Genomic DNA, 17,535 nt, shown 5'->3' on the forward strand with positions numbered 1-17,535 from the left:
AACGAAAATGGACGCTGCAGAGCTGCGCCAGATGCAGGCTCCGATCAAGGAGCGCTACAAGACCGATCCCAAGACCGCACTGATCACGCTGAAGGCCAAGGGCTCCACCGACAGCGAAGGCATCGCCTGCAAGGTCGAGACCGGCCGCGCCATCGCGCTTGCCGGCCTGCATCCGGCGACCGGCGGTTCCGGCCTCGAGCTTTGCTCCGGGGACATGTTGCTCGAGGCGCTCGTCGCCTGTGCCGGGGTCACGTTGAAGTCGGTCGCGACTGCGATCGAGGTGCCGCTCAAGACCGGCAACGTCTATGCCGAGGGCGATCTCGATTTCCGTGGCACGCTCGGCGTCGACAAGGAGACCCCGGTCGGCTTCGCCGAGATCCGTCTGCGCTTCGAGGTCGATACATCGGCGCCGCAGGACAAGCTCGATCTCCTGCTCAAGCTGACCGAGCGATATTGCGTGGTCTATCAGACCATCAAGAACGGCCCGAAGGTGTCGGTGTCGATGCAGCGGATGTGAGTCTCTTACCCTCCGATCGCGCATAGCGCGAGCGGGGTGGGGTGATCTCTCCACTCGGGCACCGTCGCCGTTGAGAGACTGTCACCCCACCCCGTTTCATATTTCGCTGCGCCCAATATGAGCCGACCCTCCCCCAGGGGAGGGTAAGAAGCCAAAAATGTCCCCCGATCTCCACTTCTTCCTCTTCCTTCTCCTGCGCATGGCGATCGCGGCGGCGTTCGTCGTGACGGCCTCGATCATCACTGAGCGCGCGGGTCCGGTGATCGGCGCGCTGGTCGCGACCCTGCCGATCTCGGCCGGTCCCTCCTACGTCTTCCTCGCGCTCGACCACGATGCCGCGTTCATCGCGCAGGGTTCGCTGGCGAGCCTTCCGATCAATGCGGCGACGATCTTCATGTGCCTCGCTTATGTCGTGCTGGCGCAGCGGCATGGTTTCGCGGTGAGTTGTGGAATCGCGGTTGCCGTCTGGATCGTGCTGGCCTCGATCATCCGCCAGTTCGACTGGTCGCTCACCGCCGGGCTCGCCGCTAATCTGATCGCCTTCGGCATCTGCATTCCGCTTCTGGCGGGCTATCGCCATGTGAAGATGCCGCTGGTCACGCGTCGCTGGTACGACGTGCCGATGCGGGCTGCGCTGGTCGCGACCCTGGTCGCCATCGTGGTCTCGACTTCGGGCTGGGTCGGCCCCCGCATCAGCGGCATCATCGCGCTGTATCCCGTGGTGTTCTCCAGCATCATGGTGATCCTGCATCCGCGCATCGGCGGCCCGCCGACCGCGGCCGTGCTCGCCAACTCCGCCTGGGGCCTGCTCGGATTCGGCACGGCGATTGCCGTCTTGCACGTTGCGGTCGTGTCGTTCGGCTCGGCCGTCGGTCTGTGTCTCGCGCTCGGCACCTGCATCGCCTGGAATCTGACGCTGTGGGGAATCGGCCGGCGAACGATGCACAAGGCGCGGCAAGGACCGTGAGACTACGGACACGCGCGACACCGCGTCGCGAAAGACATGTCGGAGATGGCAACTCATGCCGACGGGCAACGCGGCATCTTCCCAAGCTATTGAATGAGAAATGTCATTTCAAGTCGCAGGGGCGCGGGTGGCGGCTCTCGACGCCCGCCGGATCGTTCCCTGTTCTGCTGGTTTCCGACAATTCTATTAGAACTTTGTTCGAGCTTTTTCCGTACGAATAATTTCACGTACCCGCTTCCGCCGTCGTCGGCGTGAACTCGTCCGAGCTGCATCCGAGTGCAGGGACTCGCGGGAATTGTCGATTTGAATACGGCTGTGTTGCCGCAGCGGTCACTTCCCCTACGGGCTGTCCACGTTACTTCGAGATGGAGATTGTTTGATGTTCGGTCGCAAGTCCCACAGCGATGCACAAGGGCGGCTCGACGCCATAGGCCGTTCGCAGGCCATGATCGAATTCAATCTCGATGGCTCGATCGTCACGGCCAACCAGAATTTTCTCGACGCCCTCGGCTATCGGCTTGACGAGATTCAGGGCAAGCATCACTCCATGTTCGTGCCGGCCGACCAGCGCGATACCGCCGAGTACAAGGCGTTCTGGGCTGCATTGAACCGTGGCGAGTATCAGGCGCGCGAGTTCAAGCGGATCGCGAAGGGTGGCCGCGAGGTCTGGATCGAAGCATCCTACAATCCGGTGCTCGACGGCAACGGCAAGACGGTGATGGTCGCCAAGATCGCGACCGACATCACGGCGAAGAAGATCCGGAGCATGACGGATGCGTCGAAGATCGCCGCGATCAGCCGCGCCCAGGCCGTCATCGAATTCAAGCTCGACGGCACCATCGTCAGCGCCAACGAGAAATTCTGCAAGACGCTCGGCTATTCGCTGGCCGAGATCGAGGGCAAGCATCACAGCCTGTTCATGCCGCAGGCCGACCGCGACGGCGCGGCCTATCGCGAGTTCTGGGCTGCACTCAACCGCGGTGAATACCAGGCCGGCGAGTTCAAGCGCATCGGCAAGGGCGGCCGCGAAGTGTGGATCCTCGCCTCCTACAACCCGCTGCTTGACGAGAACGGCAAACCTTACGGCGTCGTCAAATTCGCAACGGACGTCACCGCGGAGAAGCTGAAGAACGCCGATCTCGCCGGCCAGATCGCGGCGATCGACAAGGCCCAGGCCGTGATCGAATTCAACATGGACGGCACGATCATCGCCGCCAACGCCAACTTCCTCGGCGCGCTCGGCTACTCGCTGGCCGAGATCAAGGGCAAGCACCACAGCATGTTTGTCGAGCCCACGGAGCGCGACGGCGCGGCCTATCGCGAGTTCTGGGCCGCCCTCAACCGCGGTCAGTACCAGGCGGCCGAATACAAGCGCATTGGCAAGGGCGGCAAGGAGGTCTACATCCAGGCCTCCTACAACCCGATCCTCGATCTCAACGGCAAGCCGTTCAAGGTCGTGAAATATGCCACCGACACCACGCGTCAGGTGCTGGTCCGCATGGGCAACGAGCGCGTGCGCGGCATGATGGAATCGGTCGCCGCCGGTTCGGAAGAGCTGAACGCTTCGGTGCGGGAGATCTCCGAGGCGATGACCAAGTCCCGCGAGACGGCGATGAGCGCGGTGGAGCAGGTCGCCTCCGCCGATGCTCAGGCCCAGCGCCTCACCGAGGCGGCGCAGTCGATGAGCGGCATCGTCGAGATGATCAACAGCATCACCGGACAGATCAACCTGCTCGCGCTCAACGCCACGATCGAATCCGCACGGGCCGGCGAAGCCGGCCGCGGCTTTGCGGTGGTCGCCTCCGAAGTGAAGAGCCTCGCCAATCAGGCCAAGCAGGCCACCGACAAGATCGGCCAGGAGATCGGCAGCCTCAACGGCATCTCCGGCGACGTCGTCAGCGCGCTCGGCTCGATCAAGCAGGCGATCAACAATGTCAGCGAATATGTCACCTCGACCGCCGCTGCCGTCGAGGAGCAGAGCACGGTGACGAACGAGATGTCGACCAGCATGCAGCGCGCGGCTGCGGAGGCGGCTGCGATCGCGGCAAGGGCGTAGCGCTCAGCGCACGGAATCGTAGGGTGGGCAAAGGCGCGCACTTCGCGCGCCATGCCCACCATCTCTTCCCGATCTCGTCCAAAACGCGGTGGGCACGCTTCCGCCGTCGCTCTTCGAGCTATGGCGGACAAGTCGCTTTGCCCACCCTACGGCACCGCTACTGCTTCGGCAGCTTCGCCTTCAACGCATACAACGCATCCAGCGCCTCGCGTGGTGACATCTCGTCCGGATGCAGCGCCTTCACGGCCTCCATCAGCAGTTCGGCCTCGCTCGGCGGCGCGGCTTCGGCCGCCGCGCGTGAGGGCACGGCGAACAGAGGCAGATCGTCCACCAGCGCGCGCGCGGTCTGGCCGCGGTCCTGCGCCTCCAGCTTGGACAGCACGGATTTTGCGCGCGTGATCACGGCCGGCGGCAGGCCGGCGAGCTTGGCCACCTGGATGCCGTAGGAACGATCGGCCGAGCCCGGCAGCACCTCGTGCAGGAACACGACGTTGCCCTGCCACTCCTTCACCCGCACCGTGGCGTTGAACATCCGCGGCAGTTTTGCGGAGAGCGCGGTCAGCTCGTGATAATGCGTGGCGAATAGCGTGCGGCAGCGATTGCTTTCGTGCAGATGCTCGATCGCGGCCCATGCGATCGAGAGACCATCGAAGGTCGCGGTGCCGCGGCCGATCTCGTCGAGGATCACGAGCGAGCGTTCGCCGGCCTGGTTCAGGATCGCAGCCGTCTCGACCATTTCGACCATGAAGGTGGAGCGGCCGCGGGCGAGATCGTCGGCGGCGCCGACGCGCGAGAACAGCCGGTCGATGATGCCGATCCGCGCGCGCGTGGCCGGCACGAAGCTGCCGATCTGGGCAAGAAGGGCAATCAGCGCGTTCTGACGCAGGAAGGTCGATTTGCCGGCCATGTTGGGACCGGTGAGCAGCCAGAGCTGGCCGGACTTTTGCGCCGGGCTTGGCGACAGGTCGCAGGCATTGGCGATGAACGGCTCGCCATTGCGCTTCAGCGCCTGCTCCACCACGGGATGGCGGCCGGCCTCGATCGCAAAGCCGAGGGAGCCGTCCACGTCCGGCCGCACATAATTGTCGTCGACCGCGAGCTTTGCCAGTGATGTCGCAACGTCGAGCAAGGCGAAGGCGTGCGCGGCGGCGCGCAGATCGTCGCTGATCGCCATGGCCTTGGCTGACAGCCGCTCGAAAATCTCGAGCTCGAGGCCGAGCGCGCGATCGCCGGCATTGGCGATCTTGGCTTCGATCTCGCCCAACTCGGAGGTGGTGAAGCGCACCTGCCCCGCCAGCGTCTGGCGATGGATGAAAGTCGCGTTCAGCGGCGCCGACATCAGCTTGTCGCCGTGCTGCGCGGTGACCTCGACGAAATAGCCGAGCACGTTGTTGTGCCGGATCTTCAGGCCTTTCACGGATGTCGTGTCGGCATAGCGCGCCTGCATCGAGGCGACGACGAGACGCGAGGCATCGCGCAGGTTTCGGGCTTCGTCGAGCGCGGGCTCATAGCCCTGTCGAACGAAGCCGCCGTCGCGCTTGATCAGCGGCAGCTGCTCGTCGAGCGCGCTGGCGAACTCCGCCGCGATCTCGCGCGAGGGACGCTGCAAGGCCGCCCTCACCGCGGCGATTTCCTGTGGCGGCTGATCGAGCTCGCCAAGCCGCGCCAGCACCTGGTCGGCGGCGATGATGCCGTCGCGCAGACCTGCGAGGTCGCGCGGGCCGCCGCGGCCGACTGACAGGCGCGCCAGCGCGCGCGACATGTCGGGCGCGCCGCGCAGCATGCTGCGGATGTCCTCGCGCGCGGCAGAATCGGCGACGAAGACGCTCACCGCATCGAGCCGGCGCGCGATCGCCGGCGCATCCGTCAGCGGCGCGGCCAGGCGTTGGGCAAGCAGGCGCGAGCCCGCCGAGGTCACCGTGCAGTCGATCGCATCGAGCAGCGAGCCGCGACGTTCGCCTGCAAGCGTCCGCGTCAGCTCGAGATTGGCGCGTGTGGCCGGATCGATCGCCATGGTCGCGCCCGAGGCTTCGCGCGCGGGCGGCGACAACGGCGGATGCTTGCCGACCTGGGTGCGGTCGACATAGGTGACGGCGGCTGCTGCTGCCGTGGCCTCCAGCCGCGTCAGCTGCGCCAGCCCGTCCATGGTCGCGACGGCGAAATAATCGCAAAGGCGCTTCTCGGCAGTGGCACCGTCGAAGACGTCGCGCGTCAGCGGCGTCACGGCCGGCAGCTCGCGCAAGGTCTGTCCGAGCTCGCTGTCGTTATAGAGCGCGTCGGTGACGATGGCCTCGTTCGGGTTGATGCGCGCCAGCGTCGCGGCGAGCTCGCCGCCCGAGCATTCCATCACGGTGAACTCGGCGGTCGAGATGTCGATCCAGGCGAGGCCGAAGCGGTCGCCACCGCCGGAGGCGCGGGCGCGCGCGATCGCGAGCAGATAATTGTTGGCACGCGCATCGAGCAGCGTGTCCTCGGTCAGCGTGCCCGGCGTGACCAGCCGCACCACGCCGCGGCGAACCACGCTCTTGTTGCCGCGTGCCTTGGCGGCAGCAGGATCTTCGGTCTGCTCGCACACCGCGACGCGGTGGCCGGCCGAGATCAGGCGGTGCAGATAGTCCTCGGAACGCTCGACCGGCACGCCGCACATCGGGATGTCGGCGCCCTGGTGCTTGCCGCGCTTGGTCAAGACGATGCCGAGCGTCCTGGAGGCGATCTCGGCATCCTCGAAGAACAATTCGTAGAAATCGCCCATCCGGTAGAACAGCAGCAGGCCCTGATGCGCCGCCTTGATCTCCAGGTACTGTTCCATCATCGGCGTGACGCGCGCGACGGCTTCCGTTGGCGAAGCGGGCGCTTCGTCGGGGGGCGGTACTTGTATCGGCTGTTGCATGGTCATGGGCGGCGCAACCTACAAAATTTCGCCCCCTGCTCCTATCGCTTTGGCCGGAAGGAGCGGGTTTTCCACGTTGTCCGCATTGCGGCATGCGTGGCCGGCGTGCGGCCCCCTCGGAACACGCGTGTATCAGTCAATTGACCTGCTGCGGGCGCCCTCCTAAAACTCCGGCGTCATTGAAGAATTTGGGCCGAACCGCGGCATTCAGGGAGAACAACGATGCGTGACGTCTTTATCTGCGATGCCGTGCGGACCCCGATCGGCCGCTTCGGCGGCTCGCTCGCCAAGGTGCGTGCCGACGATCTCGCCGCAGCCCCGATCAAGGCACTGATGGCCAAGCACCCCAATCTCGACTGGGCGCAGGTGGACGAAGTCTTCTTCGGCTGTGCCAACCAGGCCGGCGAGGACAACCGCAACGTCGCCCGCATGGCGCTGCTGCTCGCAGGTCTGCCGGACTCGGTTCCCGGCCAGACGCTCAACCGGCTCTGCGCCTCGGGCCTCGATGCGGTCGGTGCCGCCGGCCGCGCCATCCGCTCCGGTGAGATCGAGCTTGCCATTGCCGGCGGCGTCGAATCCATGACCCGTGCGCCGTTCGTGATGGGCAAGGCGCAGGAGGCCTTCTCGCGTTCGGCCGAAATCTTCGACACCACGATCGGCTGGCGTTTCATCAATCCGCTGCTCAAGGCGCAGTACGGCGTCGACGCCATGCCGGAGACCGGCGAGAACGTCGCCGAGGAATTCCAGGTCTCGCGCGCCGACCAGGACGCCTTCGCCATCCGCTCGCAGCAGCGCGCCGGCAAGGCGATCGCGGCGGGCTATTTCGCCGAGGAAATCGTCCCGATCACCATTCCTGGCGGCAAGGCGGGTCCCATCACCGTCGACAAGGACGAGCATCCGCGTCCCGAAACCACGCTCGAAGGTCTGGCAAAACTGAAGCCGATCGTGCGCAATCCCGGCACGGTGACCGCCGGCAATGCTTCCGGCGTCAATGACGGCGCCGCCGCGATGATCCTGGCCTCGGAAGCTGCGGTGAAGAAGCATCGTCTCACGCCCCGCGCGCGCATCCTCGGCCTTGCCTCGGCCGGCGTGCCGCCGCGCATCATGGGCATTGGTCCCGTGCCGGCGACCCGCAAGCTGATGGAACGGCTCGGCAAGAAGATCAGCGATTTCGACCTGATCGAGCTGAACGAAGCCTTCGCCTCGCAAGGCATCGCCTGCATGCGCCAGCTCGGCGTCGCCGACGATGCGGATTTCGTCAATCCGCATGGCGGCGCAATCGCGCTCGGCCATCCCCTCGGCATGAGCGGCGCGCGCCTCGCGCTCACCGCCGTCCACGGCATGGAGAAGCGCGGCGGCAAGCTGGCGCTCGCCACCATGTGCGTCGGCGTCGGCCAGGGCGTCGCGGTCGCGATCGAGAAGCTGAACTGAACTCTCTCCTCCCCCTCTCCCCGCTTGCGGGGAGAGGGTTGAGGTGAGGGGGAGTCTCCGCAAGGACGGTGATAGTTGGACTCGCGGAGAGTCCCCCTCACCCGCCGCGCTTCGCGCGCCGGCCTCTCCCCGCAAGCGGGAAGAGGCGAAGAGTCCGGGTTCGCTCGTTTCTCTCGCGTCCCGGAATGACAGGGAGAAAAAGCCAGCATGATCATCGAGCGCGAGCAGGACGTCACGGCCGCGGCACTGGCGGTGATGGAGCGGACTTCCGATCCGCGCATGCGCCAGATCATGATCTCCCTGGTCAAGCATTTGCACGGCTTCGTGCGCGACGTCCGCCTGACCGAGAAGGAGTTTCGCGATGCCACCGCTGTCATCGCCGAGCTCGGCAAGCTGACCACCGACACGCACAACGAAGTGGTGCTGATGGCGGGCTCGCTCGGCGTCTCGCCGCTGGTCTGCCTGCTCAACAACGGCGACCAGGGCAATACCGAAACCGATCAGTCACTGCTCGGGCCGTTCTGGCGGTTGAACTCGCCGCGGGTCGAGAATGGCGGATCGATCGTCCGCTCCGAGACCCCGGGCGCGCCACTGTTCGTGAACGGCCGCGTCGTGGACAAGGACGGTCGTCCGGTCGTCGGCGCCGAGGTCGATGTCTGGCACGCCTCTCCGGTCGGCCTCTACGAGAACCAGGATCCTGACCAGGCCGACATGAACCTGCGTGGCAAGTTCACGACCGACCAGGATGGGCGCTTCTCCTTCCGTTCGGTGATGATGGTCGGCTATCCCATTCCGACGGACGGCGTGGTCGGCCGCCTGCTGGAGGCGCAGAGCCGCCATCCCTATCGCCCCGCGCATCTGCATGCCCTGATCTTCAAGCCGGGCTTCAAGGTCCTGATCTCGCAGGTCTACGATCCCAACGATCCCCATATCGACAGCGACGTGCAGTTCGGCGTGACGCAGGCGCTGATCGGCAAGTTCCTGCGCCATGACGCGCCACATCCGACCGAACGCGAGGTCGCGACGCCCTGGTATTCGCTCGACCATGTCTACCGGCTCGAAGTCGGGGAAGCCTTACTGCCGCGTCCGCCGATCAAATAGGGCTCAAACCCGCTTCCCCCAATTAGTTATATCCTATAATGATTGGCTGAAGCGTTGTCCGGCCGGACCACATGGCCGGGGAGGAGTCCGCCCATGACATTCATCTATCCCACTGACAGCAACAAGGCGCATCCGCTGCCGCTGTCGCCCGACTACAAGAGCTCGATCAAGCGTGCGCCGAACAAGCCCTTGATCCCGATGCGCCATACGTTGTCGGAGCTCACCGGCCCGGTCTACGGCCACGAGACCGTGCGCGAGGGCGACAACGACCTCACCACCCAGCACAAGGGCGAGCCGATCGGCGAGCGCATCATCGTGCACGGCCATGTGCGCGACGAGGACGGCCGCGGCGTGCCGAACTCGCTGGTCGAGATCTGGCAGGCCAATGCCTGCGGCCGCTACGTCCATGTCCGCGACCAGCATCCGGCGCCGCTCGATCCGAATTTCACGGGGGCCGGCCGCGCCCAAAGCGATGCCTCCGGCTATTATCGCTTCGTCACCGTCAAGCCGGGTGCTTATCCCTGGGGCAATCACCACAATGCCTGGCGTCCCGCGCACATCCATCTGTCGGTGTTCGGCCATTCCTTCGTCACGCGCCTCGTGACGCAGATGTATTTTCCGAACGATCCGCTGTTCCCGTTCGATCCGATCTTCAACTCGGTGCCGGACAAGAAGGCGCGGGCGCGGATGGTCTCCTCGTTCGATCTCGAGAACACCCAGCCCGAATGGGCGCTGTGCTACCGCTTTGACATCGTGTTGCGCGGCAAGAACGCCACCCCCATGGAGAATCACTAAGTGCAGGATTCTGTGACGCCCGACGGGATCACCCCATCGCAGACGGTCGGCCCGTTCTTCAAATACGGCCTGACGCCGAGCGGCGAGTACGCCTGGAACGACGCGTTCACCAACTCGACGCTGACGCCAGATGTCACCGGCGAGCGCATCCGCATCGAGGGTCGCGTATTCGACGGTGACGGCGTTGCCGTGCCGGATTGCATGCTGGAGATCTGGCAGGCGGACGCGCAAGGCCGCTTCGCCGACCCGCAGGACAAGCGTGCGCTGCCAAATGCAAGCTTCCGCGGCTTCGCCCGTTGCGGCACCGACAAGGACGGCAATTACGCGTTCGAGACCATCAAGCCGGGCACGGTGCCGGATCCCGATGGCAAGCCGCAGGCGCCGCACATCCTCCTTGCGGTGTTTGGCCGCGGCATGCTCAGGCATCTCTACACCCGGATCTATTTCGGCGACGAGGCCGGCAACGCCGCCGACCCCGTGCTGGCGCTGGTGCCCACCGAGCGCCGCGCCACGCTGACCGCGGCGCGCGAGGCCGGCAAGCCGGTCTACCGGCTCGACCTGCGGCTGCAGGGCGACAACGAGACGGTGTTCTTCGACGTGTGAGGCAACGCGTGCCGGGGGAGGCTTGCTCTTCGGCGCGCATGTCTCATCTGGCGCATCGAGGCCGAGGCTGCCTCCGGCCGAAACGATTCTCCCGCACGTGTGTGCGTCAGCCTCGCTGACTCAAATACCGATGGCTTGACGTCGAATTCCCGTAGTTAGACGGGGTTCGCGCGATACAATTTCGGCGCGAAGCAATCCCGTATTTACCGTATTCGTCTAGGGTGGCTGCAGTTTTGACACCGCCCTGGATTGTTTTCATGAAATTTCGTCTGTCGTTGTCATCTGCGATCATTGCGTTCGGCATCGTTCTCGCCATCGGTTTTGCCGCCGTGGTTTCGACCAGCCTGTACGCCTTGAAAGAGCTCAAGGTCGGCGGTCCGCTCTATTCCGACATCAAGCTCGGCAACGACCTCATCGCGGACATTCTGCCGCCGCCGGAATATGTCATCGAGGCCTATCTCGAGGCGACCCTGGCCATGCGCGAGCCGGACCAGCTGGCGGCCCACGGCGAACGCCTGGTCCAGCTCCGCAAGGATTACGACGAGCGCAAGGCGTTCTGGGTCACCTCCAGCCTCTCGGCCGACCTGAAGACGGTGCTGGTGTCGAAATCCGATGCTGAGGTGCAGAAGTTCTGGAAGGCGTCCGACCAGCTCCTGCCGGCCCTCAAGGCCAAGGACGCCGCTGCGTCCGAGCGCATCTATGCGCAGGTGAAGGACGCCTACACCGCGCATCGCGCCGTGATCGACAGCATCGTCGAGAACGCCAACAAGCAGAATGCAGCCATGGAAAAGCTGGCCGCGGACCGCGACAGCTCGATGCTTTATATCCTCCTCGGCGTCTCCGCCGCGGTCCTGGCTTTCGTTGCTGCGGGCCTGCTCGGCGTCGCACTCGGCGTGGTGCGGCCGATCGTGCGCATGACGGGCACGATGCAGAAGCTCGCGACCGGCGATCTCGCCGCCGACATTCCTTTCGCTGACCGAAAGGACGAGGTCGGCTCGATGGCGGGGGCGCTTGTGGTGTTCAAGCAGGCGGCGGTCGAGAATTCCCGCCTGCGCGAGGAGCAGTTGCGGCAGGAGCAGGAGGCGGCGCTCGCCAAGCGCTCCGCCCTGCACCAGATGGCCGAGACCGTCGAGCGCGAGACCGGCCGATCGGTCGACACCGCCGGCGCAGCGACGCAAGGCGTCGAGCGGGCGGCGTCCAGCCTGTCCGATATCGCGAGGTCGCTCTCCGCACAGTCGCAGGCGGTCGCGGCGGCCTCCACCCAGGCCCTCGGCAGTTCGCAGACCGTCTCGGCCGCGGCCGAACAGCTGAGCGCCTCGATCCGCGAGATCGCAAGCCAGGTCGTGCGGACCAGCACTGTCACAAAATCGGCGGTCGCCGGCCGCGAGCAGGCGCGTTCGACCATCCAGGCACTGGCCGGATCGGTGAAGAAGATCGCCGAGGTCTCCGACCTCATCGGCGGCATCGCCGGCCAGACCAACCTCCTGGCGCTCAACGCCACGATCGAGGCCGCCCGTGCCGGCGAGGCCGGCCGCGGCTTCGCCGTGGTCGCCGCCGAAGTGAAGTCCCTGTCAGACCAGACCGCCAAATCCACCGAGGAGATCACGCGGCTGATCACCGAGATTCAGGCCTCGACGCAGGCCGCGGTCGATGCCGTCGAGACGATGGGAGGGCGCATCGTCGAAATCGACGGCGTGGCAACCTCGGTTGCCGCCGCGATGGAAGAGCAGGACGCCGCGACGCGGGAGATCACGCGGTCGATTTCCGAATCGGCTTCCGCGGCCAAGGAGGTCTCGGCCAAGATCGGCAATGTCAGCCGCGACGCCGCTTCCGTGAACGAGCGCGCCGCCGAGGTCAGGCAGGCGATCGCCGGCATGGCCGCCAATCTCGAACAGCTCCGGTCGGTCGTGGTGCGGACCGTGCGCGCCTCGACCGAGGCGGCTTGAGCGCGGCATCGGTTCGGCCGCTGGTGCGTGGGGTCATGATCGTGCAATATGGCGCGGGACAGGGGCATCGTGAATTTCATGACACCTCCACAACTGCCTGATGTCGTTGAGCCCGCCCGACTGACGGCGGCACTGCGCAGAGGCGGCGTGCTCGACGCAGGCGCGGTCCGCGAGGTGAAGGTACTGCATCAGCGCGACACCGTCGTGTCGCACATCGTCCGTCTCGGTCTGCGCTATGTGGGTGAATCCGGCGGCGCGCCGCAGACACTGATCCTGAAGACGCCGCATGCCGATTTTGCCAAGACGCTTGCGCATGGTGGCCGGCACGAAGTGGCCTTCTATGCGAAACTTGCACCGAATATGCCGCCGGGGCTGGTGCCGCGTTGCTTTGACGGACAGTTCGATGAGGAAAATGTCAGTTGGCATCTGCTGCTCGAGGACCTCACCGACAGCCATGAGGTCGCGGCCCCGTGGCCCTTGCCGCCGTCTCGCGAACAGGCGATGGCGATCGTCACGACGCTCGCGGGCTGGCACGCGGCATGGTGGGACCACCCAAGTCTCGGCGACACCATTGGCAGTTGGATGAGCGCCGATGATACGTCAAGGTTGATGGAGACCTTTGCTGGCCATTATGATCGTTTTGCCGATCTTCTCGGCGACCGTCTGAGCGAAGAACGACGCATCCTCTATCGTCGGTTCATTGAGCAGTCGGATCGTTTGCTTGAGCGCTATCATTCCCATCGACATCTCTCTATTGCCCACGGCGATGCCCATACCTGGAATTTCCTGCTGCCGCGCGCGGACATCGCCGACACCGTGCGGATTTTCGACTTCGACCAGTGGCGCATCAACGTGCCGACCCACGATCTCGCCTACATGATGGCGACGCAATGGTATCCGGAGCGCCGCCAGACGCTCGAGCGCCTGCTGCTCAACCGCTATCATGAGACCCTGATCTCGCACGGCGTCAGCGGCTACACGCGCGGCGCACTTGACCAGGATTATCGCCGGTCGGTGCTCTGGCACATCACCAAGCCGGTCTGGCAATGGAGTGTCAATCTCCCGCCGCTGATCTGGTGGAATAATCTGGAGCGGGTGTTTGCGGCGGTGGATGATTTGGGCTGCGAGGAGTTGTTGTAGGGCGCGCCGCAATTTCGGTGTCGTCCCTGCGAACGCAGGGACCCATAATCACAGGGAGTAGTTTGGCGCGAGACTGGTAATTCACAGTCTTCGCCAAACTACTCCCTGTGATTATCGCGACGAGCGCAAGCGCTCGCGCTGAGATCCCGGATCTGCGCTCCGCTTCGCCGCGCTTGTCCGGGATGACAGTGGAGATTGGGAGATCGAGCGTGCGTTACTCCATCACCGCATGCTCCGGTCCCGCCGCCTGCTTGCGCAGCGTGGCCTTGGTCGAGCCGATCAGCAAGGCGAGCGGGATAGTGCAGAGGATGAAGAACATCACCAGCTGATAGTCGTAGGCGAAGGCGATGATCTGCGCCTGGACGCTGACCATCCTGTCGGCCATGGCGCGGCCGGCGTCGGTGGACAGGTTGATCAGGCCCCTGACGTCGGGCATCTGCAGTGCATGGTTGAACGGGTTGATGTGCTCGGACAGGATCGCATAGGTCCGCCGCGTCCCCTGCGTCAATTGGGCGATGACGACGGAAATGCCGACCGAGCTCGCGACGTTGCGCATCAGGGTCAGCATCGCGGTGCCGTCGGTACGGAGGTCGTTCGACAGTGTCAGGAAGGCCACGGTCGATAGCGGCACGAAGACAAGGCCGAAGCCGAAGCCTTGAATGACGCTGACGGTGACGATCTCCGGCACCTGGGTCAGATCGGTCCAGCCGGTCATCTGGAACAGCGAGCCTGCGGTCAGTGTCAGGCCGGCGATGATCAGCGTGCGCGCCTCGAAATAGCGCATCATCCGGCCGACCAGCATCATCGCGAAGAAGGTGCCGAAGCCGCGGCTCGCCAGCAGCAGGCCGGCGGTGATGATGGGATAGCCGATCACGTTCTGCATATAGGGCGAGGCCAGCGCCATGGTCGAGAACAGCACGAGCCCCATCACGATCATGAACACGCAGCCGGTGACGAAGTTGCGATCCCGAAACAGCGCGAACCGAATGAACGGGGTCGAGGTCGTGAAGGAGTGCGCGAGGAAGAAGTAGAAGGCGACCGCCGAGACGATGAACTCCGCGAGGATCTCATTGGATTCCAGCCAGCCCAGCTGCTCGCCGCGGTCGAGGGCGAGCTGAAGCGAGCCGATCGCAACCGCCAGCGCGGCGAAGCCGAACCAGTCGAATTTGAGGCTGAGATTCTTGTCGGTCTCGTCCATGAAGACGATCAGCCCGAGCACGGTGATGAAGCCGAATGGCAGGTTGACGAAGAACACCCAGTGCCAGGAATAGGTCTCGGTCAGCCAGGCGCCCAGCGAGGGCCCCATGATCGGACCCATCATCACGCCCATGCCCCAGATCGACATCGCCTTGGCACGTTCCTGGAGCGTGTAATAATCGAGCATCACCGATTGCGACAGGGGCACCAGGGCGGCGCCGAACACGCCTTGCAGCAGGCGGAACAGCACCATCTGGTTGATGTCCTGGGCGAGGCCGCACAGCACCGAGGCCATGGTGAAGCCGGCCGAGCAGATGATGAAGATGCGCTTGCGGCCGAAGCGGTTGGCGATCCAGCCCACCGGCGCCGTCATGATCGCGGCGGCTACGATGTAGGAGGTCAGCACCCAGTTGATCTGGTCCTGCGAGGCCGACAGCGTGCCCTGCATGTAGGGCAGGGCGACGTTGGCGATGGTGGTGTCCAGCGCCTGCATGATGGTCGCGGTCATGGCGCAGATCGTCACCATGTTCCGGCGCAGGCCGGGGACCATCAGGCTGGCATTGGGACCGGACATCGGATCAGTCCTTGCGTTCAGTCTTTATCCTGGCTCGCGGTCGCCGACAGGCCTAGCAGGCCGGCGAGCGAGCGCTGATGGCCGGTGTCGATGGTGGCGTAGACGCTCATGCCAGCCTTCAGCTTCCGGACATATTTGTCGGTCTCGTCGAAATAGATGCGGATCGGCACGCGCTGCACCACCTTGACGAAATTGCCGGTGGCATTCTGCGGCGGCAGGATCGCGAATTGCGCGCCGGTGCCGGGCGAGAGCGAGCCGATCTTGCCCTTGAAGACGTGGTTCGGGAACGCGTCGACCTCGAGCGTGACGGGCTGTCCTTCGGTGACGTGGGTGAGGTCGCTCTCCTTCGGATTGGCGTCGACCCAGGGGTGGGCGACGTCGATGATGGAAAACACCGGCGTGCCGGCGGCGACATAGCGGCCGAGCTGGATCTGCTCGACCTGCGTCGCCACGCCGTCCATCGGCGCGCGCAGCACGGTGTGGTCGAGGTTGCGCTGGGCATCGTCCAGCTTGGCCTTGGCCTGTGCGTAAGGCGGGAATTGCTCCAGTGGCAATTCGGGGTCGCCGAGCAGCTGCGTCCTGGCGTTGGAGAGCTGTTGCTTGATGTATTGCGCCTGCGCGCCGGCGGTGACCAGCGCATTCGAGGCATTGTCGAGATCGAGCTGCGAGCCGTAATTGTTCTTCACCAGCGCCTGCTTGCGCTCGACGTCGCGCTGCTTCAAATCGATGCCTTGCTGGGCGAGGCCCAGCATGTCGCCATAGATCTTGATGTTGGCGACGAGGTTGTCGTAGGTCGTGCGGGCCTGCGCGAGCTGCGCCTTGGCTTCGACCACCGCGTGGCGAAACGGAGCGGGGTCGATCTCGAACAGCTCGTCGTCCTGCTTGACGGACTGGCCTTCCTTCACGACGACCTTCTGGATCTTGCCGGAGATGTCGGGCGTCACCAGCACCTTCTGCGCGCCGACATAGGCGTCGTCGGTGCCGACATAGCGGCCGCCATGCAGGTAGAAAGTGATGCCGCCGATGGCGGCGATCACGGGCAGCACGACCAGGAGCAGGAAGCGGCGGTAACGCCGCAGGCCCGCGACCAGGCGGCGGCGCGGGTCGGTGCCGGCTTTCTTGGTGGGCTTGCCGCTGTCGGTCTTCTGCTCGGGCTGGAACTTGAGGACTTGGTCAGCCATAGCGCTGCTCCTTACGCGCCTGTTCCGCGCCGCTGGTCTGGATCGCGGTACGCACGTTTTCCTTGATGGTTTCGAGCTGGGTCAGGAGGCGATGGGCGTCCGCCGGCGTGATGCCGTCGAGCGCGTTGGCCGTGAGCTCGGACTTCAGCCCGCTCATCCGGCCCAGCAATTGCCGGCCGGCCTTCCTCAGATACAGGCGCTTGACGCGGCGGTCCGAAGCGTCGCTGCGGCGCTCGATCCAGTCATTATCGCAGAGCTTGTCGATCAGGCGGGTCAGCGTGATCGGCTGCATCTCGAGCAGCTCGGCGAGTTCCGACTGCTTCATGCCCTCGCTGCGCTCAACCTTGGCCAGCACCGCCCATTGCGCCCGGGTGATGCCGAACCGCAAGGCCTCCTTGTCGGCATAGACGCGCAACAGGCGGTAGAGCTCACCGAGCGTGAACAGGAAGTTCTGGTCGACAGACCCGCGGGTCATGAGCTTGGTCTCCAATAAGCTTGGGATATAATAAGCAAGCTTATGATTATTCCACGGCGGATATCACGATGCTGTCCCGCAGCGCGAGCATGGCTGGCAGCCGGTCGCAGGGTCGTGCTTTGGGTTCCCGGGCCCAAATGCTAGAACGTGCCCGCATGACCCTCGCAAAACCGGCATTTCCCGCGCCCGACCACGATCACGGCCGCTGCACCGCGGATGCGCTGGCGCATGCCGAAGAGGTCTGCAAGCAGCGCGCACAGAAATTCACGCCCATACGCCGTCAGGTGCTGGGGGCCTTGCTCTCCAGCCATCGCCCGCTCGGAGCCTATGAGGTGATCGACGAGCTCGCCAAGTCCATGTCGCGGCCGGCGCCGATCACGGTCTATCGCGCGCTTGATTTCCTGATGGCCAATGGCCTTGTGCATCGCATCGAGAGCCGCAATGCCTATCTCGCCTGCGCCGCCCACGACCACGACGCGACCTCGGCGGTGGCGTTCCTGATCTGCGAGCGCTGCGGCCTGGTCGGCGAGATCCCGTCGGCGTCCTTTGCCCGGGACCTCAATGCCGCCGCGCGCAGCTCGGGCTTTGCGCCTAAATTGTCCGTGGTGGAGATCACGGGCGTCTGCACCCATTGTCAGAAAGCTGCATAGAGCAACAACGGC

The 17,535-nt window shown here is 64.9% G+C and carries 14 protein-coding genes; 10 read left to right on the forward strand and 4 right to left on the reverse strand.

What is annotated here, in order from left to right; all coding sequences use genetic code 11:
• Positions 1-7: 7 nt before the first annotated feature.
• The 3 genes from BM190_RS01715 to BM190_RS01725 all read left to right on the forward strand — a co-directional run bounded on the left by BM190_RS01715 (position 8) and on the right by BM190_RS01725 (position 3,540).
• Entirely contained in the window at positions 8-517 is a 510-nt protein-coding gene (locus tag BM190_RS01715) for an OsmC family protein (RefSeq protein WP_028139616.1), read from the forward strand.
• A 157-nt stretch (positions 518-674) separates the two neighbouring features.
• Positions 675-1,484, forward strand: a complete 810-nt coding sequence (locus BM190_RS01720; protein ID WP_092251568.1) for a hypothetical protein — start codon at positions 675-677, stop codon at positions 1,482-1,484.
• A gap of 379 nt (positions 1,485-1,863) precedes the next feature.
• A complete protein-coding gene (locus BM190_RS01725; protein WP_092251569.1) occupies positions 1,864-3,540 on the forward strand; it encodes a methyl-accepting chemotaxis protein in 1,677 nt (558 codons plus the stop codon).
• A 157-nt stretch (positions 3,541-3,697) separates the two neighbouring features.
• Here BM190_RS01725 and mutS read toward each other — a convergent pair whose 3' ends face one another.
• Positions 3,698-6,436 (reverse strand): DNA mismatch repair protein MutS, encoded by a 2,739-nt coding sequence (gene mutS / locus BM190_RS01730; protein WP_092251570.1) that lies wholly within the window; start codon positions 6,434-6,436, stop codon positions 3,698-3,700.
• A 216-nt stretch (positions 6,437-6,652) separates the two neighbouring features.
• Here mutS and pcaF point away from each other — a divergent pair, with 216 nt between their 5' ends.
• From pcaF to BM190_RS01760, 6 genes are all read left to right on the forward strand, one after another.
• Complete coding sequence (gene pcaF, locus BM190_RS01735; RefSeq protein ID WP_092251571.1) at positions 6,653-7,861, forward strand: 3-oxoadipyl-CoA thiolase; 1,209 nt, start codon at positions 6,653-6,655, stop codon at positions 7,859-7,861.
• Between the two features lie 207 nt (positions 7,862-8,068).
• Complete coding sequence (locus tag BM190_RS01740; protein WP_092251572.1) at positions 8,069-8,962, forward strand: dioxygenase family protein; 894 nt, start codon at positions 8,069-8,071, stop codon at positions 8,960-8,962.
• A gap of 93 nt (positions 8,963-9,055) precedes the next feature.
• Entirely contained in the window at positions 9,056-9,757 is a 702-nt protein-coding gene (gene pcaH / locus BM190_RS01745) for a protocatechuate 3,4-dioxygenase subunit beta (protein ID WP_092251573.1), read from the forward strand.
• Positions 9,758-10,360 (forward strand): protocatechuate 3,4-dioxygenase subunit alpha, encoded by a 603-nt coding sequence (gene pcaG / locus BM190_RS01750; protein WP_092251574.1) that lies wholly within the window; start codon positions 9,758-9,760, stop codon positions 10,358-10,360.
• A gap of 257 nt (positions 10,361-10,617) precedes the next feature.
• Positions 10,618-12,306, forward strand: coding sequence for a methyl-accepting chemotaxis protein (locus BM190_RS01755; RefSeq protein ID WP_092251575.1), 1,689 nt, complete (start codon positions 10,618-10,620; stop codon positions 12,304-12,306).
• Between the two features lie 48 nt (positions 12,307-12,354).
• Positions 12,355-13,446: a phosphotransferase gene (locus tag BM190_RS01760; protein ID WP_092251576.1), complete on the forward strand. Its 1,092-nt coding sequence runs from the start codon at positions 12,355-12,357 to the stop codon at positions 13,444-13,446.
• A 214-nt stretch (positions 13,447-13,660) separates the two neighbouring features.
• Here BM190_RS01760 and BM190_RS01765 read toward each other — a convergent pair whose 3' ends face one another.
• From BM190_RS01765 to BM190_RS01775, 3 genes are read right to left on the reverse strand one after another with little or no spacing between them, the layout of a single operon-like run.
• On the reverse strand, positions 13,661-15,217 hold the full coding sequence (locus BM190_RS01765; RefSeq protein WP_092251577.1) for an MDR family MFS transporter: 1,557 nt from the start codon (positions 15,215-15,217) through the stop codon (positions 13,661-13,663).
• 17 nt (positions 15,218-15,234) lie between these two features.
• Entirely contained in the window at positions 15,235-16,398 is a 1,164-nt protein-coding gene (locus tag BM190_RS01770; protein ID WP_092251578.1) for an HlyD family secretion protein, read from the reverse strand.
• The gene (locus tag BM190_RS01775; protein ID WP_092251942.1) at positions 16,391-16,873 is read right to left on the reverse strand and encodes a MarR family winged helix-turn-helix transcriptional regulator; all 483 of its coding nucleotides are present in this window, start codon (positions 16,871-16,873) and stop codon (positions 16,391-16,393) included. The genes BM190_RS01770 and BM190_RS01775 overlap by 8 nt, the downstream gene beginning before the upstream one ends.
• 155 nt (positions 16,874-17,028) lie before the next feature.
• On the opposite strand from BM190_RS01775, the gene BM190_RS01780 reads away from it, so the two are divergent.
• Complete coding sequence (locus BM190_RS01780) at positions 17,029-17,523, forward strand: Fur family transcriptional regulator (protein ID WP_092251579.1); 495 nt, start codon at positions 17,029-17,031, stop codon at positions 17,521-17,523.
• The last annotated feature ends 12 nt before the right edge of the window (positions 17,524-17,535 follow it).

The sequence above is a fragment of the Bradyrhizobium sp. Rc3b genome (genome assembly GCF_900114915.1).
GTDB lineage: Bacteria > Pseudomonadota > Alphaproteobacteria > Rhizobiales > Xanthobacteraceae > Bradyrhizobium.